Below are 15,563 nucleotides of genomic sequence, written 5' to 3' on the forward strand. Positions count from 1 at the left end.
TACATGACTCAGGAGCAGAAAACCCTTACGGCCCACAAGGCCACTCAACCCACACCGTGAAGTAATCCTTTGAGGTGCGACGTAAAGGAGATGCGTGTGAAACCCTTCACTCCCATTGCGGCAGCTGTTCTACTGGCGACAAGCGGGTACGTCCTCGCAGCCAACAACACTGCCGACCTGTCACAGGATGGTGTCGCCAACAGTGCAGTGGCTGTCCAGGACAACCCAGCCACGATTGATAACACCATCATTCAGCGACAATCCGGTTTCTTCAATAGCGCCGAGGCAGTACAGGCTGGCGAAACCGGCAGCATGATCTACCAGGTCCAGGATGGCGCGCTCAATGACGCCTATTCGCTACAGCAAGGCGGCACAGGTAACACAGCGCACGTCAGCCAGTCCGGGATACTCAACCGTGCTTCGACATTCCAGATAGCCACAAGCAACAGCGAAGCTCGTATCGGCCAAACCGGCTTTGGCAACGATGCGTCAATCACGCAGGTAGATGGCAGTGGTAACGTGGCGGTCATCGAGCAGGTAGGTTCAGTGCATGGCGCGGCAATTGGCCAGTACGCGGCCTATGACTCCGAAGCCTATATTTTCCAGTCCGGTCAGGGTAACGAGGCATCAATTCTCCAGGCCGGTTCTGGACAATACGCCAGCATCGGCCAGGACGGCCTGCTGAATACGGCCAATATTACCCAGCTCGACCTGTACAACGAGGCAGAAATCTACCAGCAGGGGCTGGGTAACGAAGCCAACATCCTGCAGGCCTCCCAGTACAACCAGGCTGTCATCAACCAGAGCGGCCTGTTAAACCGTGCAGATATTTTCCAGTTTGGACCTGGTGGCAACCACCGGGCACTGGTGAACCAGTCCGGCGTACAGAACGAAGCACTGGTCATCCAGAACGGCTATTCGGAAACTGCCATCATCAACCAGGTTGGCGTAGGAAACTCGGCCAGCATCTTCCAGTAAGCATGGTCGCTTTCCAGGGAGAGGCCCACACCTGATAACCAGGGCCACCAAGCGCCGCCGCCCTGCCTGCGAAGTTCACTGGCAGGGCGGCGATTCCTGGTTCCGGGAGTCTCTCACGGGCGCTGTGGCTGTGACAGGTCCGCTTATCTGTTTGTCTCTACGCCGCCCGCGTCTGTTAACACTTTCTTCTCAACCAACTCCGTACTTCCTTCCCATGGCACCTCCACCAAGAACTGGCAACACTGTCATTTAGAAAGCACATTCATTGTCGAAACAGGCAGTACGACCCAATGAATCGAAGCAGTATCTGTACCCTGCAAGCGGATTGCCCCTTCCCCGGCCTGTCGTGCCGACAGGTTCCCCACCTGATTCCCAGTCTCAGCCCGGCTCCCCAGTGGACACGGATGGCCTGTGGCTGGAGCCCTCTATGGTGCTGAGTAAGGCACCATAAGAGATCGGTGCAAACTGGCACCGGTTTTACCAACGTCGGAAACTCAATGCAGTAATGGAGACACTCATGAAGACGTTAACCCCGATCGCCGCCGCCCTGCTGTTTGCTATCAGCGGCTCAGTCTTTGCCGCCGGCAATACCACCACACAGAACCAGTCTGGGGTCGGCAACAATGCTGCTGCCAACCAGACCGGCTTCCTGACCGTGAATAATACGATCACGCAGGATCAATCCGGCTTTTTCAATAATGCCTCGGCGACCCAGTCGGTGCAGTTCAACAGCTCCATCACCCAGGTGCAGGATGGTGCCCTGAACAATGCCGCGGCATTCCAGACTTTCGGTGCAGGCAACTCCGCCAACAGCATGCAGAGCGGGCTGCTCAATAACTCACTGACAGTGCAATCATTGCAGCTGGGCAGCAACTCAATGCATATGCAGGATGGCGCACTGAACAGTGCGGTCACAGTGCAGACCCTGGGTTTTGGTAACAACGCCAACATTAACCAGTCTGGACTGCTGAACTCGGCTTCAGTGACTCAGGTGTTCAGTTTCTTCAACACCGCCACCATCAACCAGACCGGCATCCTGAACAATGCCGATGCGCTCCAGAGCGGCCTTGGCCATACCTCAAGCATGACCCAGAACGGTATCCTCAATGATGCCGACACCCGCCAGTTCGGCTTCGGTAATGATGCGACCATTGCACAGAGCGGCATCGGAAACGAGGCAGATATCTCCCAGGCAGGTGTGAACAACGCTGCATTTGAAAGACAGGTTGGTATTGGCAACGACGTGTACGTCGGACAGATCGGCTTCGGTCACCTGGCCGTAACCTCTCAGACCGGTCTTGGCAACAACGCCCTGGTCGGACAGTTCGGCCTGGCCGAAACAGCCCTTGTCACCCAGATCGGCGCATTCAACAACTCCGTTGTGTTCCAGTAAAAGGGCAAAAAAAAGGGCGGCCTGCTGGCCGCCCTTTTTTTATTATCGTCCCGCTGCGGGATCAGATATGCTGCACAGTATCGATCTCGTACTCCACCGATCCTGACGGAGTCTGCACCTCGACAACATCCCCCACTTCCTTGCCGATCAACGCGCGGGCAATCGGCGAGTTCACCGAAATCTTCTTCTCTTTCACGTCAGCCTCATCATCGCCAACAATCCGGTAAGTCACTTCCTCGTCGGTTTCCATGTGGATGATGGTCACTGTGGTACCGAAGATCACCTTGTCGCTGGGCTCGATGGCTTTGACATCGATGACCTGCGCGTGTGACAGCTTGGCCTCGATTTCCTGGATACGTCCCTCGATAAAGCCCTGCTTCTCGCGGGCCGCGTGGTACTCGGCGTTTTCCTTCAGGTCGCCATGTTCACGGGCCTCGGCAATCGCCTGGACCACGGCGGGGCGCTCTACCTTCTTCAGGTTTTCCAGTTCGGCGCGCAGGGCCTCGGCGCCCTCGACAGTCATTGGTACCCGGTTCAAGTTGGGACCTCCAATTTTTATTACTAGAAAACCGGGCCTCCCCATGGGGAAGCCCGGCCGATATATCACTGATTGGTTGTGGCCGGTGGCCGCTCCGGGCAGTGCCGGATTTATTTCGACAACTCAACCACGCGCTGATGCAGGTCCTGCAAACGGCGTACCTGGAGCGGCTCGCCCTGCTGCATGGCCAGCGCCATGGCCTTGGCCGCCGCCAGCGTGGTGGTGTAACACACCTGGTGGTTCTCCGCGCTGCGACGGATATCGGCGGAGTCGCGTATCGCCTGGCGCCCCTCGGTAGTGTTGACCACCAGGGCAATCTCGTCGTTCTTGATCATATCGACGATATGCGGCCGGCCCTCGCTCATCTTGTTGACGGTTGTAACCGGAATATCGCTGTCTTGCAATACCTTGGCGGTACCACGGGAGGCAACCAGCTCGAAGCCGAGTCCCACCAGGTCCCGTGCCACATGGACTGCGGCATCCTTGTCGAAGTCACGGACCGAGATAAAGACCTTGCCTGATTCCGGCAATGTGTCGCCGGCGGCCAGCAGCCCCTTGTCGAAAGCTTCCGCAAAGGTGGCACCAACGCCCATGACCTCGCCGGTGGACTTCATCTCCGGGCCGAGGATCGGGTCCACCTTCGGGAACTTGTTGAAGGGGAATACAGACTCTTTCACGGAGAAGTAGTCCGGTACGATTTCCTTGGTAAAGCCCTGATCCGCGAGGCTGATCCCCGCCTGGCAGCGCGCCGCCACCTTGGCCAGGGAGGTACCGATGCACTTGGAGACAAACGGCACCGTGCGGGAGGCGCGGGGGTTGACCTCGATCACGTAGATCTCGTCGTCCTGCCAGGCCAGCTGGGTATTCATCAGGCCTACCACGCCCAGTTCACGGGCCATGGCCTTGACCTGCTCGCGCATCTGGTCTTGCACCCCGGCGGGCAGGTTATAGGGCGGCAGGGAGCAGGCGGAATCACCGGAGTGCACACCGCACTGCTCGATATGCTGCATGATGCCGCCGATGACCACATCCTGGCCATCGGACACCGCATCGATATCCACCTCGACCGCGGCATTGAGGAAGTGATCCAGCAGAACCGGCGAGTCGTCGGATACCTGTACCGCTTCCTTCATATAGTTGAGCAGCTCGTCTTCCTTGTAGACGATTTCCATCGCCCGGCCACCCAGTACATAAGAGGGGCGCACTACCAGCGGGTATCCCACGTCCTTGGCGGCCTGGATGGCCTCGGAGACGGAGCGCACGATGGCATTCTTGGGCTGCTTCAGCCCCAGGCGCATGATCATCTGCTGGAAGCGCTCGCGGTCCTCGGCGCGGTCAATCTGCTCGGGGGTGGTGCCAATGATCGGCACCCCTTCCGCCGCCAGGTAGCGCGCCAGTTTCAGCGGAGTCTGGCCGCCGAACTGTACGATCACACCTTCCGGCTTTTCCTTGGCCACGATTTCCAGTACATCCTCCAGGGTCACCGGCTCAAAATAGAGGCGGTCGGAGGTATCGTAGTCGGTGGAAACCGTTTCGGGGTTACAGTTGACCATGATGGTCTCGTAACCGTCCTCGCGCATCGCCAGTGCGGCGTGCACACAGCAGTAGTCGAACTCGATGCCCTGGCCGATACGGTTCGGGCCACCACCCAGCACCATGATTTTCTTGCGGTCGGACGGGTTCGCCTCGCACTCCTCGTCATAGGTGGAGTACATGTAAGCGGTGGACGTGGCGAACTCGGCCGCGCAGGTATCCACGCGCTTGAAAGACGGGAACACCCCCAGCTTGTGGCGGAACTCGCGCACGGTTCTCTGGCTTACCCCCAGCAACTTGGCAAGGCGCATGTCGGAGAAGCCCTTGCGCTTCAGGAAGCGCACGTATTCAGTCGTCAGGGCGGATGTGGGCAGGGCCTTGAGCGGCTCCTCGATCCTGACCAGTTCCTCGATCTGCACCAGGAACCAGGGGTCGATGCCCGAGAGCTCATAGACCTCCTCGACCGTCATCCCCATGCGGAAGGCGTCACCCACATACCAGATACGCTCTGCACCGGGAACGGACAGCTCGCGCCGCAGGCGCTCCTGCGCACCCTCCTCCTCGGGGTCAATCTTGCTCTCGAGGCCAAAGCTGCCCACTTCCAGGCCACGCAGTGCTTTCTGCAGGGACTCCTGGAAAGTGCGGCCGATGGCCATCACCTCGCCCACGGATTTCATTTGTGTGGTCAGGCGCGCGTCTGCCTCGCCGAATTTCTCGAAGGTAAAGCGCGGGATCTTGGTAACCACATAGTCGATGCTCGGCTCGAAGGAGGCCGGGGTCGCACCGCCGGTAATCTCGTTCTGCAGCTCGTCCAGGGTGTAGCCCACTGCCAGTTTGGCCGCTACCTTGGCGATCGGGAAGCCGGTGGCCTTGGAGGCCAGGGCGGAGGAGCGGGATACCCGCGGGTTCATCTCGATGATCACCATGCGCCCGGTGTTCGGGCAGACGCCGAACTGCACGTTGGAGCCGCCGGTTTCAACGCCGATCTCGCGCAGCACCGCGAGGGAGGCGTTGCGCATCAGCTGGTATTCCTTGTCGGTCAGGGTCTGCGCCGGGGCCACGGTGATGGAGTCACCGGTGTGCACGCCCATGGGGTCAAAGTTCTCGATGGCACAGACAATGATGCAGTTGTCGTTCTTATCGCGAACCACCTCCATCTCGTACTCTTTCCAGCCGAGCAGGGATTCGTCGATCAGCAGTTCGTTGGTGGGGGACAGGTCCAGGCCGCGCTTGCAGATTTCCTCGAACTCGGGCCAGTTGTACGCCACACCGCCGCCGGAGCCGCCCATGGTGAAGGACGGGCGAATGATAACCGGGAAGCCGAACTCTTCCGGGACTTTCATCGCCTCTTCCATGGAATGGACGATCTTGGCGCGCGGCGTCTCCAGGCCAATCGCACGCATGGCCTTGTCGAACAGGTCCCGGTCCTCGGCCTTCTCGATCGCCTCCTTGTCGGCACCGATCAGCTCTACACCAAACTTTTCCAGGACACCGTGCTTGTCCAGTGCCAGCGCACAGTTGAGCGCTGTCTGGCCACCCATGGTGGGCAGGATGGCATCGGGGCGTTCCTGCTCGATGATCTTGGCCACCGTGCGCCATTCCACCGGCTCGATATAGGTGGCGTCGGCCATGGCCGGGTCGGTCATGATGGTGGCGGGGTTGGAGTTCACCAGGATCACCCGGTAGCCCTCTTCCCGCAGCGCCTTACAGGCCTGGGCGCCGGAGTAGTCGAATTCGCAGGCCTGGCCGATAACAATCGGACCGGCGCCGATAATCAGAATGCTTTTGATGTCTGTGCGTTTTGGCATCTTTCTTCCGTCTCGCACCGGCCGCACCGGTGATGGTCAATTCAAAATTCAGTCAGTGCGTATGCACGTGTCCCGTGGCCGGCCGCAGCCGGCCCCTGTTACGCCTGGCGGCGCGCCTCCATCATTTCGACGAACTGGTCGAACAGTGGCGCCACATCGTGCGGGCCGGGGCTGGCTTCCGGGTGTCCCTGGAAGCTGAATGCGGGCCGGTCGGTCAGGCGGATACCCTGGTTGGTATTGTCAAACAGGGACACGTGGGTGATCTCCACATTCTCCGGCAGTGAATCGCCGTCGATGGAGAAGCCGTGGTTCTGGGCAGAGATCATCACCCGGCCACTCTTGAGGCATTTCACCGGGTGGTTGCCCCCGTGGTGGCCGAACTTCATTTTCTCGGACCTGGCGCCCACGGCGAGGCCCAGCAGCTGGTGCCCCAGGCAGATACCGTAGGTGGGGATCCCGGCGTCGAGAATCTCGCGAATGGCCTTGATGGCATAGTCACAGGGCTCGGGATCACCGGGTCCGTTGGACAGGAATACGCCGTCGGGATTCATTGCCAGCACCTCGGAGGCCGGAGTCTGTGCCGGCACTACGGTGAGTTCGCAGCCGCGATCCACCAGCATGCGCAAAATGTTGCGCTTGACGCCAAAATCGTAAGCCACAACCTTGTAAGGCTGCGCTGCCGGCGCCGGCTGGTGGCCCTGCCCAAGTTCCCAGGTGCCCTCATTGAAGTTGTAGGGCTCTTTGGTGGAAACCACCTTCGCAAGATCCATGCCCTTCAAGCCGGCGAATTCACGCGCCCTGGCCAGCGCCGCGTCCCGGTCGATATCGTCGCCGGCGACGATACAACCGTTCTGGGCGCCCTTGTCCCGCAGCAGGCGGGTCAGGCGGCGGGTGTCGATATCGGCGATGCCCACCACATTGCGGTCCCGCAGGTAGTCCTCGAGTGACTTCTCATTGCGGAAACTGCTGGCCAGCAGGGGCAGGTCGCGGATTACCAGGCCGGTGGCCCAGATATCCGCGGCCTCCTCGTCCTCACTGTTGGTGCCGGTATTGCCGATATGGGGATACGTCAGGGTGACAATCTGGCGCGCGTAAGACGGGTCGGTCAGGATTTCCTGGTAACCGGTCATGGAGGTGTTGAACACGACCTCACCGACGGCGCTGTCAAGGGCGCCAATGGCGCGCCCGTGAAACTCGCTGCCATCGGCGAGTACCAGCAGCGCTGGCGTAGTGCTTGGCATCAGGGGGCTGGGCATCTGGGGCTCCGGCGTGGGGACAGCTTTAGTCAACTTGATCTCCAATCTTCAGAACTGCTTCCGGGCGGGATTTGACGTGAGGCGCGGTGATACTGCTCCAGCTGGCCCGGGCGGCCCGACGGCGCCCCGGCAGCAGCGCTGTCCTTGGACAGGGCACCCTGGAACCGGGCCCCTATAAAAAAGCGAGATGAAACTCCTGCTTCATCTCGCTTTTTGGATTTCTTCACGCGCAGCTCTCACACTGTGGCCGGCGCTTGCCACCGGCGTTGATGGGACTCACTGTCCGGCGCGCAGCGAGCGCGCGACATGCCCAAACCGGGCGCAGATTCTACTCGAAATGCGCCCCAAGCGCCAGTATAAAAATACGCCAGTAGACGGCAACGGGCCATGCGTGAGGTTCGGTGACAACCGAGCGCTGCCAGAGCGTCCAGGGCAAGCCGGGAAAGCGCCACACTGGCAGCACAAATTCAGGCTTTCCCGCCGCAGGACCGGACATCCTGGCGCGGTGAACTGTCACCGGACCTTGCCCGCAGCGCGCTAATCTGCCCCGTTGGTCAACCGGAACAGGCTGCTGCCAATCTTGAGTTCCGAGCGGTCGAACATGGTTTTGTTCAGGCGCACCGCCACCTGTGGCCCCCGTCCCACAAAGCCGATCATGCCCCCCGCGGCAGTAAAGCCGCGGACATCGCTGACCGTCAGCACCGGGAAGAACTCCAGTGCCAGCATCAGCTCGCGCCAGTAATCCGGGGACACCTCGCCCAGCACCAGGATCTGGCAGCGGCGCGCCTCCAGTTTCTCCCCCGGCGGAAGGCCGGCAACCTCGACCGGTCGCCCATCGACACGATGGTACTTGAGCTGGGATGCCAGCGGCGCCAGCAGGTCTGGCTGCTCCAGCAGGCAGATTCGGAACGGTGCCCCGGTGCCGCTGAAAACCTCGATCGGCCACTGCAGGTGATGGGCGAAATGGACAATATAGTTGATCATCAGCCGGCGCCCCGCCTCGGTATCCGACAGCCGCGAGGGCGCCGCGGCGGCTCCTGCCGACAGGATCAGCTGCAGCAGCAACAACAACATAAGGTGCCCGAGCAGCTGCACTGCCAGGCGACGGAAGGAAGGGTCGGGGTGTCGTTTCATGCCCGCTCGCATGGCTTTATCGGTCTCGGTGGCGCGGGAATACGCTCACTGGCATCGACTTCGCTGCCACGACTACATACCAGCGTGTCTCAACACCAGATTAGTATCGCGGCGGGGCCTTCGCCAAAGGGGCAGGAAGAGGAAGCTGCCAGCCGTAACCCGGCCGGCGCAGGGGAGAGGACCCCGGGACCCTCGCCCCGGGACAGGGCCGTCAACCGGCCCCTTCGTCGGGAACCACGCTTTCAGCGCCATTGACCGGCGCCGCCGGGCGCCATTTCAGCGCTTTCTCGATCGACATGATCATGCTGCCGGCCACGTCCTTGCGGGTGGCGCTCTCAATGCCCTCCAGGCCCGGTGAGGAATTCACCTCAAGCAGAAGTGGCCCCTTGCGGGAGCGAATAATATCCACCCCAGCCACCTTCAGGCCCAGGGTCTTTGCCGCCTTCACTGCCAGGCGCTTCTCCTCGGGAGTAACCTTCACCACCGAGGCGGTGCCGCCCTGGTGGATATTGGCGCGGAACTCCCCGGGTGCGGCCTCCCGCTGGATGGAAGCCACCACCTTGTTGTCGATCACGAACAGGCGCAGGTCCTTGCCCTGGGCCTCCCGGATAAACTCCTGCACCAGCAGGTTGGCCTTGAGGGACTTGAATGCGTTGATCACCGATTCGGCCGCCTTGCGCGTCTCGGCCAGCACCACCCCGCGTCCCTGGCTACCTTCGAGCAACTTCACGATCAGCGGGGCGCCGCCAACCATTTCAATCAGCTCGTTGGTATCCACCGGCGAGTTGGCAAAGCCCGACGTGGGGATATTCAGGGCCGCCTGCTGCAGCAACTGGAGCGAGAACAGTTTGTCCCGCGACTGGCTGATGGCGTCGGAACCATTGAGGGCAAATACGCCGAGGCTCTCGAAGTGGCGCGTGAGGGCACAGCCATAGAAGGTCTGGCTGGGCCGGATCCGGGGAATCACTGCATCAAGGTTGTTCAGGATCCGCCCGTCGCGGTAGTGGACCTCCGGCTCGCTGGGATCCAGCTTCATATAGCACTGGCGGATATCGAGGAAGCTCATGCGGTGCCCGCGCTCGGCGCCTGCCTCCATGATGCGCTGGTTACTGTACAGGTCCGGGTTGGACGCCAGCAGCCCGATCCGCAGGCCGGTGCCCGCCATGTGATGCTCGTCCCGGTAGTACTCCTCCAGCTCACTGACGCGCATATCGCCGAGACAGAAGCTCTCCGCCGGGTCCACCATCATCCGGCCCATCATCGCCTCGCGGCCCAGCAGCATCCGGTAGCCCATGGAGTCCCGGTTGGTCAGGGTCAGCTCGATATCCCAGACACTGCCACCAATCGACAGGGCGGTACGGATGACCGGGCGCTTCTCTGCCTCCCCGGATGAACTGCGCACCGTGCGCTTGTCCAGCAGGCGCGCCTCGCAGCGTACCGACGGGCGCCGCTGGTGCTGCAGCGGGTGCGCCTCGAAGCTGACCCAGGACTCGCCGTCGCGCTTGAAGGTATGAATGTTGTAGGCGTGCAGGCAGGAGGTCTTGGCCCCCGAATCAACCCGCGCCTTGATGGCGGGAATCCCCAGCCCGGGGAAGCTGCACCACTCCTCGCTACCAACGATTATCTTATGTTCCAACGCCAACTCCTGTGACCTTGATGTTGCAAAATTCAGTCGCGATCAGGTTAACCGACTTTCAGCCCCAGTACATCGCGCATATCGTAGTGGCCCGGCACGCGGTCGCCCTTTTGTTCATTCCCAAGCAGCCACAGCGCCGCCCGCACCGCACCGCGGGCAAACGACAGGCGGCTGCTGGCCCGGTGGCCGATTTCAATGCGCTCGCCATCGGCGAGGAACATTACCGAGTGCTCCCCCACTACATCGCCGCCACGAACCGTGGCAAAACCAATGGTTTCGCGATCGCGCGCACCGGTTTGCCCCTCGCGCCCGTAGACCGCCACCTGCTGCAGGTCCCGGCCCAGTGTTTCAGCAATCACTTCCCCCATACTCAGGGCGGTGCCCGACGGGGCGTCCACCTTGTGACGGTGGTGCGCCTCGACAATCTCGATATCCGCCTCTTCCCCCATTACCCGGGCAGCAGTCTCCAGCAGGTTGAAGCAGAGATTGACGCCAGTGGAGAAATTGCTCGCCAGGCACAGCGGGATATGCTGTGCATGTGCCAGTAACGTCGCTTTTTCCGCCTCACTGAAGCCGGTGGTGCCGATTGCAATCGGCTTGCCCTGGCCGGCACAGAAGGCCGCATTTTCCAGGGTGGCAGCGGGAGCGGAAAAGTCGATCAGGACATCGAATTGAGCGCCGCCAAGGCTATCCACGATCGGCAGTCCCGACCGGCCCAGCCCGGCAACCTCGCCCGCATCGCTGCCCACCAGGCTGGACCCGGGGCGCACGATTGCCGCGGACAGTTCCGCGTTATCGGCCTGCGCCAGCGCCTCTGCCAGCGCGCGCCCCATGCGCCCGGCGAACCCCGTTACGGCTACCTTGACTGTCATCTCTCCTCCTTTCTGACTGCCGCCCTGAAAGCCGCGGATTCTACCCCGGCGCCGGAACATAGCTGTAGTAGTATTCCCCTTTATAACAACAAAAATGGCCCTACTGCATGAACGAATCGGAACTCGCGGACTTCCGCCTGCGGCTGCAGGCCCTACGGGCAGAACTGTTGTCGCTGGAAGAGACAGCGCAGCGCGGCAGCCAGACGGTAACCCTGGACCAGTCCAGCGTCGGCCGCCTGTCGCGCATGGAGGCCCTGCAGGCGCAGCAGATAGCACTGGACTCCGACCGGCGGCGGCAGGCCCTGCTGCGGGGCATCGACGGCGCCCTGCGACGCATCGACAGCGGCGACTTTGGTTTCTGCTTTATCTGTGACGATGCCATCGAGCCGGCCCGACTCAGCGCAGACCCCACCATCACCCGTTGTATCGACTGCGCCGGCAAGCCGGGCTGACTGCGCCAGTACAATTCAGGCGGACGGTTCCGCCCGGGGACCCACCGCACTGCCCGTGCCATCTAGAATCTGGTGCATACCCCCCTGGAGAGGCAACCATGCACCACCTGAGAAACACCAGATTCCCCGCCAATGCCGGCCTGGCCCTGGCTATCCTGGCCCTGCTGCTGGGGCTGGCCAGCGGCTGCGCCCGGGAGGAAGAAAAAGGGCTGGGGGAGGATTTCTGGGAAAAATATGACGACGTCACCGACTGGGTGACCCTGAAGCTCAACCTGACCCCCGAGCAGGAGGATACCGTCCTGCCGATCCTGCAGGAGAACTTCCGCCGCAAAAAGGAAATGCTGAAGGGCTATGGCTTCCTCTCCGGGGAGCCACCGGAACTGACGCAGAAACAGCGCGAGGAAATCGATGCGAAGATGATTGCCATTCGCGCCGAGACTCGCGCACAACTGGTGGACATCCTCGATGAACAGCAGTTGCAGTCTCTCAAGGAGTTACAGCTCGAGTACCACGAGGAGTTTCGCCGGCGACTGGCGGAGATGTGAGGGATTCCCTCCCGCTTCCCCGTGCCGGCCGGCGCGGTAAGAAGCGGGAGGGAGGAATTGGGGCCCAAGGCCCTTAAAGCTTCATGTCCCCGAAGAAATTCTTCACGCCCTCGAACCAGCCGGTCTGGCGGGGTGAGTTTTTCTTCTCACTCAGGGTGCCGGAAAATTCCTCCAGCAACTCCTTCTGGCGAGTGCTCAGGTTGACCGGTGTTTCCACCACCACCCGGCACAGCAGGTCGCCCGGGGCACCGCCGCGCACGGGCGTGACGCCCTTGCCGCGCAGGCGGAACAGCTTGCCGGTCTGGCTCTCTGCCGGGATCTTCAGCTTTACCTTGCCGTCCAGGGTGGGCACTTCCATTTCACCGCCCAGGGCCGCGGTGACAAAGCTGATCGGCACCTCGCAGTAGAGGTTCTTGCCGTCGCGCTGGAACAGCTCGTGCTCCTTCACCACCACCTGCACATAGAGGTCCCCGGGAGGACCGCCCTCTGGGCCCGCCTCGCCCTCGCCGGACAGGCGGATACGGTCGCCGCTGTCCACGCCGGGAGGAACTTTAACCGACAGGGTCTTGGTCTCCTCGAGCCGGCCGGCACCATGGCAGCTGCCACAGGGATCGGTAATGATGGTGCCGCGACCGCGGCAGTTGGGGCAGGTCTGCTGCACGGCAAAGAAGCCCTGCTGCATACGCACCTGGCCTACACCGCCACAGGTACCACAGGTCTGGGGATTCGAGCCCGGCTTGGCCCCGGAACCGTCACAGGTCTTGCAACCCACCAGGGTCGGCACGCGAATCTGCACAGTCGTACCGCGCACGGCGTCCTCGAGATCCAGCTCCAGGTCGTAACGCAGGTCCGAGCCGCGCTGCGGGCCGCCGCGACGGCCGCCGCCACCGCCAAAGATGTCGCCGAACACATCGCCGAAAATATCGGAGAATCCACCAAAACCGCCGGCACCGCCACCGCCGCCCATCTGGCCTTCCACACCGGCGTGGCCAAACTGGTCATAGGCTGCTTTTTTCTGCGGGTCGGACAGGACTTCGTAGGCCTCGTTGGCCTCCTTGAACTTGTTCTCCGACTCTTTGTCGTCGGGATTCCGGTCCGGGTGATACTTCATCGCCACCCGTCGATAGGCCCTTTTCAGGTCTTTTTCGGAGGCGTCCCGCTCGACACCGAGGACTTCGTAATAATCGCGCTTCGACATAAAAAGTGTGTTCTGTCTTAACTAACTGAGGCGCGGTGGCCAGTTCCGCAGAATTGCCGCCGCGCCTCGAAGGTTTGTCTTTGCGCGGGAAGCCACCAGCCACCCGCGCGCAGGGAGGGCTTACTTGTCCTCTTTCTTGTCGTCCTTCACTTCCTCGAACTCCGCGTCCACCGCGTCGTCACCACCGGACTGCTGGCCGCCCTGCTCCGCCTCGGCTGCGCCCTCGGCACCCTGTGCCGCCTGCGCCTGCTCGGCGTACATCTTCTGTGCCAGCGGGCCGGAAGCCTCGGTCAGCTTGTTGGTGGCCGCTTCCATGGCGTCCTTGTCGTTGCCCTTGACGGCCTCTTCCGCTTCGGAGATGGCCGCCTCGATCGCGGACTTCTCTTCGGCAGTGGCCTTGTCGCCAGCCTCTTCCAGGGTCTTCTTGGTGGCAGAGATCATGCCGTCGAGGGTATTGCGGGTGGTTACCAGCTCCTCGAACTGCTTGTCCGCCTCGGCATTGGCCTCGGCGTCCTGCACCATCTTGTCGATCTCTTCCTCGCTCAGGCCGGAGGAAGCCTTGATCACAATGGACTGCTCCTTGCCGGTGGCCTTGTCCTTCGCGTGCACGTGCAGGATGCCGTTGGCATCGATGTCGAAGGCGACTTCGATCTGCGGCACACCGCGCGGCGCCGGCGGGATGTCAGCCAGGTCAAAGCGACCCAGTGACTTGTTCTCGGACGCCTGCTTGCGCTCGCCCTGGACCACGTGGATGGTCACAGCGGTCTGGTTGTCATCCGCGGTGGAGAACACCTGGGACTTCTTGGTCGGGATGGTGGTGTTCTTCTCGATCAGCGGGGTCGCCACGCCGCCCATGGTCTCGATGCCCAGGGTCAGCGGGGTAACGTCCAGCAGCAGTACGTCTTTCACATCGCCGGCCAGGACCGCGCCCTGGATTGCAGCGCCCATGGCCACCGCCTCATCCGGGTTGACGTCCTTGCGCGGCTCCTTGCCAAAGAATTCGGTTACTTTCTTCTGCACCAGCGGCATACGGGTCTGGCCGCCCACCAGGATCACCTCGTCCACGCCGGAGGCCGCCAGGTCGGCATCAGCCAGGGCGGTCTTGACCGGCCCCAGGGAGCGCTCGACCAGCTCTTCCACCAGGCTCTCCAGCTTGGCGCGGGTCAGCTTCACCACCAGGTGCTTGGGACCGGAGGCATCTGCGGTGATGTACGGCAGGTTGACCTCGGTCTGCTGGCTGGAGGAAAGCTCGATCTTGGCTTTCTCGGCCGCTTCCTTCAGGCGCTGCATGGCCAGCGGGTCGCCTTTCAGGTCGATGCCCTGGTCCTTCTTGAACTGCTCTGCCAGGTAGTCGATCAGGCGCAGGTCGAAATCCTCACCGCCGAGGAAGGTGTCACCATTGGTGGACAGCACCTCGAACTGCTTCTCGCCGTCGACATCGGCAATCTCGATGATGGAGATATCGAAGGTACCACCACCCAGGTCGTAGACCGCCACGGTCCGGTCACCGCCCTGCTTGTCCAGGCCATAAGCCAGCGCGGCCGCGGTGGGCTCGTTGATGATGCGCTTTACGTCCAGGCCGGCGATGCGGCCCGCGTCCTTGGTGGCCTGGCGCTGGGAATCATTGAAGTAGGCCGGGACGGTGATCACCGCTGCATCGACGGTCTCGCCCAGGAAATCCTCGGCGGTCTTCTTCATTTTTTTCAGTACTTCGGCGGAAACCTGCGGCGGCGCTTTCTTGTCGCCCTTCACTTCTACCCAGGCATCACCGTTATCGGCCTCGACGATGCTGTAGGGCACCATCTTGATGTCCTTCTGCACCACATCGTCCTTGAATTTACGACCGATCAGGCGCTTGACCGCATACAGGGTATTCTGCGGGTTGGTAACCGCCTGGCGCTTGGCAGACTGGCCCACCAGGATCTCGTTGTCATCGGTGAACGCCACGATGGACGGGGTGGTGCGATCGCCCTCGGCGTTCTCGATCACGCGCGCCTTGTCACCATCCAGGACTGCCACACAACTGTTGGTGGTTCCCAGGTCGATGCCGATAATTTTTCCCATCAGTATGTTCCTCACTTTTTCGCCGCTTCCCGCCCGATACCGGCGGGAGCGCAAGTTTTCGTTCAGTTGCCAGCTATATTGGTGCCGGCCTTACAATTTCAAGGGGCTTTATGCCCGATCCTCTGCCCGGGCTGCCCGATTCTCCGGGCCTGCCCC

The 15,563-nt window shown here is 61.7% G+C and carries 12 protein-coding genes; 4 read left to right on the forward strand and 8 right to left on the reverse strand.

What is annotated here, in order from left to right; genetic code table 11:
- The first annotated feature begins 96 nt into the window (after nucleotides 1-96).
- Nucleotides 97-978, forward strand: coding sequence for a hypothetical protein (locus tag LVE68_RS06500; protein WP_233006212.1), 882 nt, complete (start codon nucleotides 97-99; stop codon nucleotides 976-978).
- A gap of 517 nt (nucleotides 979-1,495) precedes the next feature.
- Nucleotides 1,496-2,371 (forward strand): hypothetical protein, encoded by an 876-nt coding sequence (locus LVE68_RS06505; RefSeq protein WP_233006213.1) that lies wholly within the window; start codon nucleotides 1,496-1,498, stop codon nucleotides 2,369-2,371.
- A gap of 61 nt (nucleotides 2,372-2,432) precedes the next feature.
- Here LVE68_RS06505 and greA read toward each other — a convergent pair whose 3' ends face one another.
- The 6 genes from greA to dapB all read right to left on the reverse strand — a co-directional run bounded on the left by greA (nucleotide 2,433) and on the right by dapB (nucleotide 11,148).
- Nucleotides 2,433-2,909 (reverse strand): transcription elongation factor GreA, encoded by a 477-nt coding sequence (gene greA / locus LVE68_RS06510; protein WP_233006214.1) that lies wholly within the window; start codon nucleotides 2,907-2,909, stop codon nucleotides 2,433-2,435.
- 110 nt (nucleotides 2,910-3,019) lie between these two features.
- Nucleotides 3,020-6,250, reverse strand: a complete 3,231-nt coding sequence (gene carB / locus LVE68_RS06515; RefSeq protein ID WP_233006215.1) for a carbamoyl-phosphate synthase large subunit — start codon at nucleotides 6,248-6,250, stop codon at nucleotides 3,020-3,022.
- A gap of 98 nt (nucleotides 6,251-6,348) precedes the next feature.
- Nucleotides 6,349-7,506 carry a glutamine-hydrolyzing carbamoyl-phosphate synthase small subunit gene (carA, locus tag LVE68_RS06520; RefSeq protein WP_233006690.1) on the reverse strand — a complete coding sequence of 386 codons (1,158 nt, stop codon included), beginning with the start codon at nucleotides 7,504-7,506 and terminating at the stop codon, nucleotides 6,349-6,351.
- Nucleotides 7,507-8,043: 537 nt separating this feature from the next.
- Complete coding sequence (locus LVE68_RS06525) at nucleotides 8,044-8,640, reverse strand: YfiR family protein (RefSeq protein WP_233006216.1); 597 nt, start codon at nucleotides 8,638-8,640, stop codon at nucleotides 8,044-8,046.
- Nucleotides 8,641-8,851: 211 nt separating this feature from the next.
- Complete coding sequence (gene rimK, locus LVE68_RS06530; RefSeq protein WP_439651221.1) at nucleotides 8,852-10,276, reverse strand: 30S ribosomal protein S6--L-glutamate ligase; 1,425 nt, start codon at nucleotides 10,274-10,276, stop codon at nucleotides 8,852-8,854.
- A 47-nt stretch (nucleotides 10,277-10,323) separates the two neighbouring features.
- Nucleotides 10,324-11,148 carry a 4-hydroxy-tetrahydrodipicolinate reductase gene (dapB, locus tag LVE68_RS06540; RefSeq protein ID WP_233006217.1) on the reverse strand — a complete coding sequence of 275 codons (825 nt, stop codon included), beginning with the start codon at nucleotides 11,146-11,148 and terminating at the stop codon, nucleotides 10,324-10,326.
- Nucleotides 11,149-11,255: 107 nt separating this feature from the next.
- On the opposite strand from dapB, the gene LVE68_RS06545 reads away from it, so the two are divergent.
- Nucleotides 11,256-11,600 carry a TraR/DksA family transcriptional regulator gene (locus LVE68_RS06545; protein ID WP_233006218.1) on the forward strand — a complete coding sequence of 115 codons (345 nt, stop codon included), beginning with the start codon at nucleotides 11,256-11,258 and terminating at the stop codon, nucleotides 11,598-11,600.
- A 98-nt stretch (nucleotides 11,601-11,698) separates the two neighbouring features.
- Nucleotides 11,699-12,145 carry a hypothetical protein gene (locus LVE68_RS06550; protein WP_233006219.1) on the forward strand — a complete coding sequence of 149 codons (447 nt, stop codon included), beginning with the start codon at nucleotides 11,699-11,701 and terminating at the stop codon, nucleotides 12,143-12,145.
- Between the two features lie 73 nt (nucleotides 12,146-12,218).
- Here LVE68_RS06550 and dnaJ read toward each other — a convergent pair whose 3' ends face one another.
- Both dnaJ and dnaK read right to left on the reverse strand, forming a co-directional pair.
- Nucleotides 12,219-13,343, reverse strand: a complete 1,125-nt coding sequence (gene dnaJ, locus LVE68_RS06555; protein ID WP_233006220.1) for a molecular chaperone DnaJ — start codon at nucleotides 13,341-13,343, stop codon at nucleotides 12,219-12,221.
- 120 nt (nucleotides 13,344-13,463) lie between these two features.
- Nucleotides 13,464-15,407: a molecular chaperone DnaK gene (dnaK, locus tag LVE68_RS06560; protein ID WP_233006221.1), complete on the reverse strand. Its 1,944-nt coding sequence runs from the start codon at nucleotides 15,405-15,407 to the stop codon at nucleotides 13,464-13,466.
- Nucleotides 15,408-15,563 lie beyond the last annotated feature (156 nt).

It is taken from the genome of Microbulbifer sp. YPW16 (assembly GCF_021290385.1).
Taxonomy (GTDB): Bacteria; Pseudomonadota; Gammaproteobacteria; order Pseudomonadales; family Cellvibrionaceae; genus Microbulbifer; species Microbulbifer zhoushanensis.

Bases quoted from the DNA above. Each gene is read 5' to 3' on its own strand.
- LVE68_RS06545 (WP_233006218.1), top strand. From the start codon at position 11,256: ATGAACGAATCGGAACTCGCGGACTTCCGCCTGCGGCTGCAGGCCCTA.
- LVE68_RS06525 (WP_233006216.1), bottom strand. From the start codon at position 8,640: ATGAAACGACACCCCGACCCTTCCTTCCGTCGCCTGGCAGTGCAGCTG.
- LVE68_RS06550 (WP_233006219.1), top strand. From the start codon at position 11,699: ATGCACCACCTGAGAAACACCAGATTCCCCGCCAATGCCGGCCTGGCC.
- dnaK (WP_233006221.1), bottom strand. From the start codon at position 15,407: ATGGGAAAAATTATCGGCATCGACCTGGGAACCACCAACAGTTGTGTG.
- carB (WP_233006215.1), bottom strand. From the start codon at position 6,250: ATGCCAAAACGCACAGACATCAAAAGCATTCTGATTATCGGCGCCGGT.
- dapB (WP_233006217.1), bottom strand. From the start codon at position 11,148: ATGACAGTCAAGGTAGCCGTAACGGGGTTCGCCGGGCGCATGGGGCGC.
- dnaJ (WP_233006220.1), bottom strand. From the start codon at position 13,343: ATGTCGAAGCGCGATTATTACGAAGTCCTCGGTGTCGAGCGGGACGCC.
- LVE68_RS06505 (WP_233006213.1), top strand. From the start codon at position 1,496: ATGAAGACGTTAACCCCGATCGCCGCCGCCCTGCTGTTTGCTATCAGC.
- carA (WP_233006690.1), bottom strand. From the start codon at position 7,506: ATGCCCAGCCCCCTGATGCCAAGCACTACGCCAGCGCTGCTGGTACTC.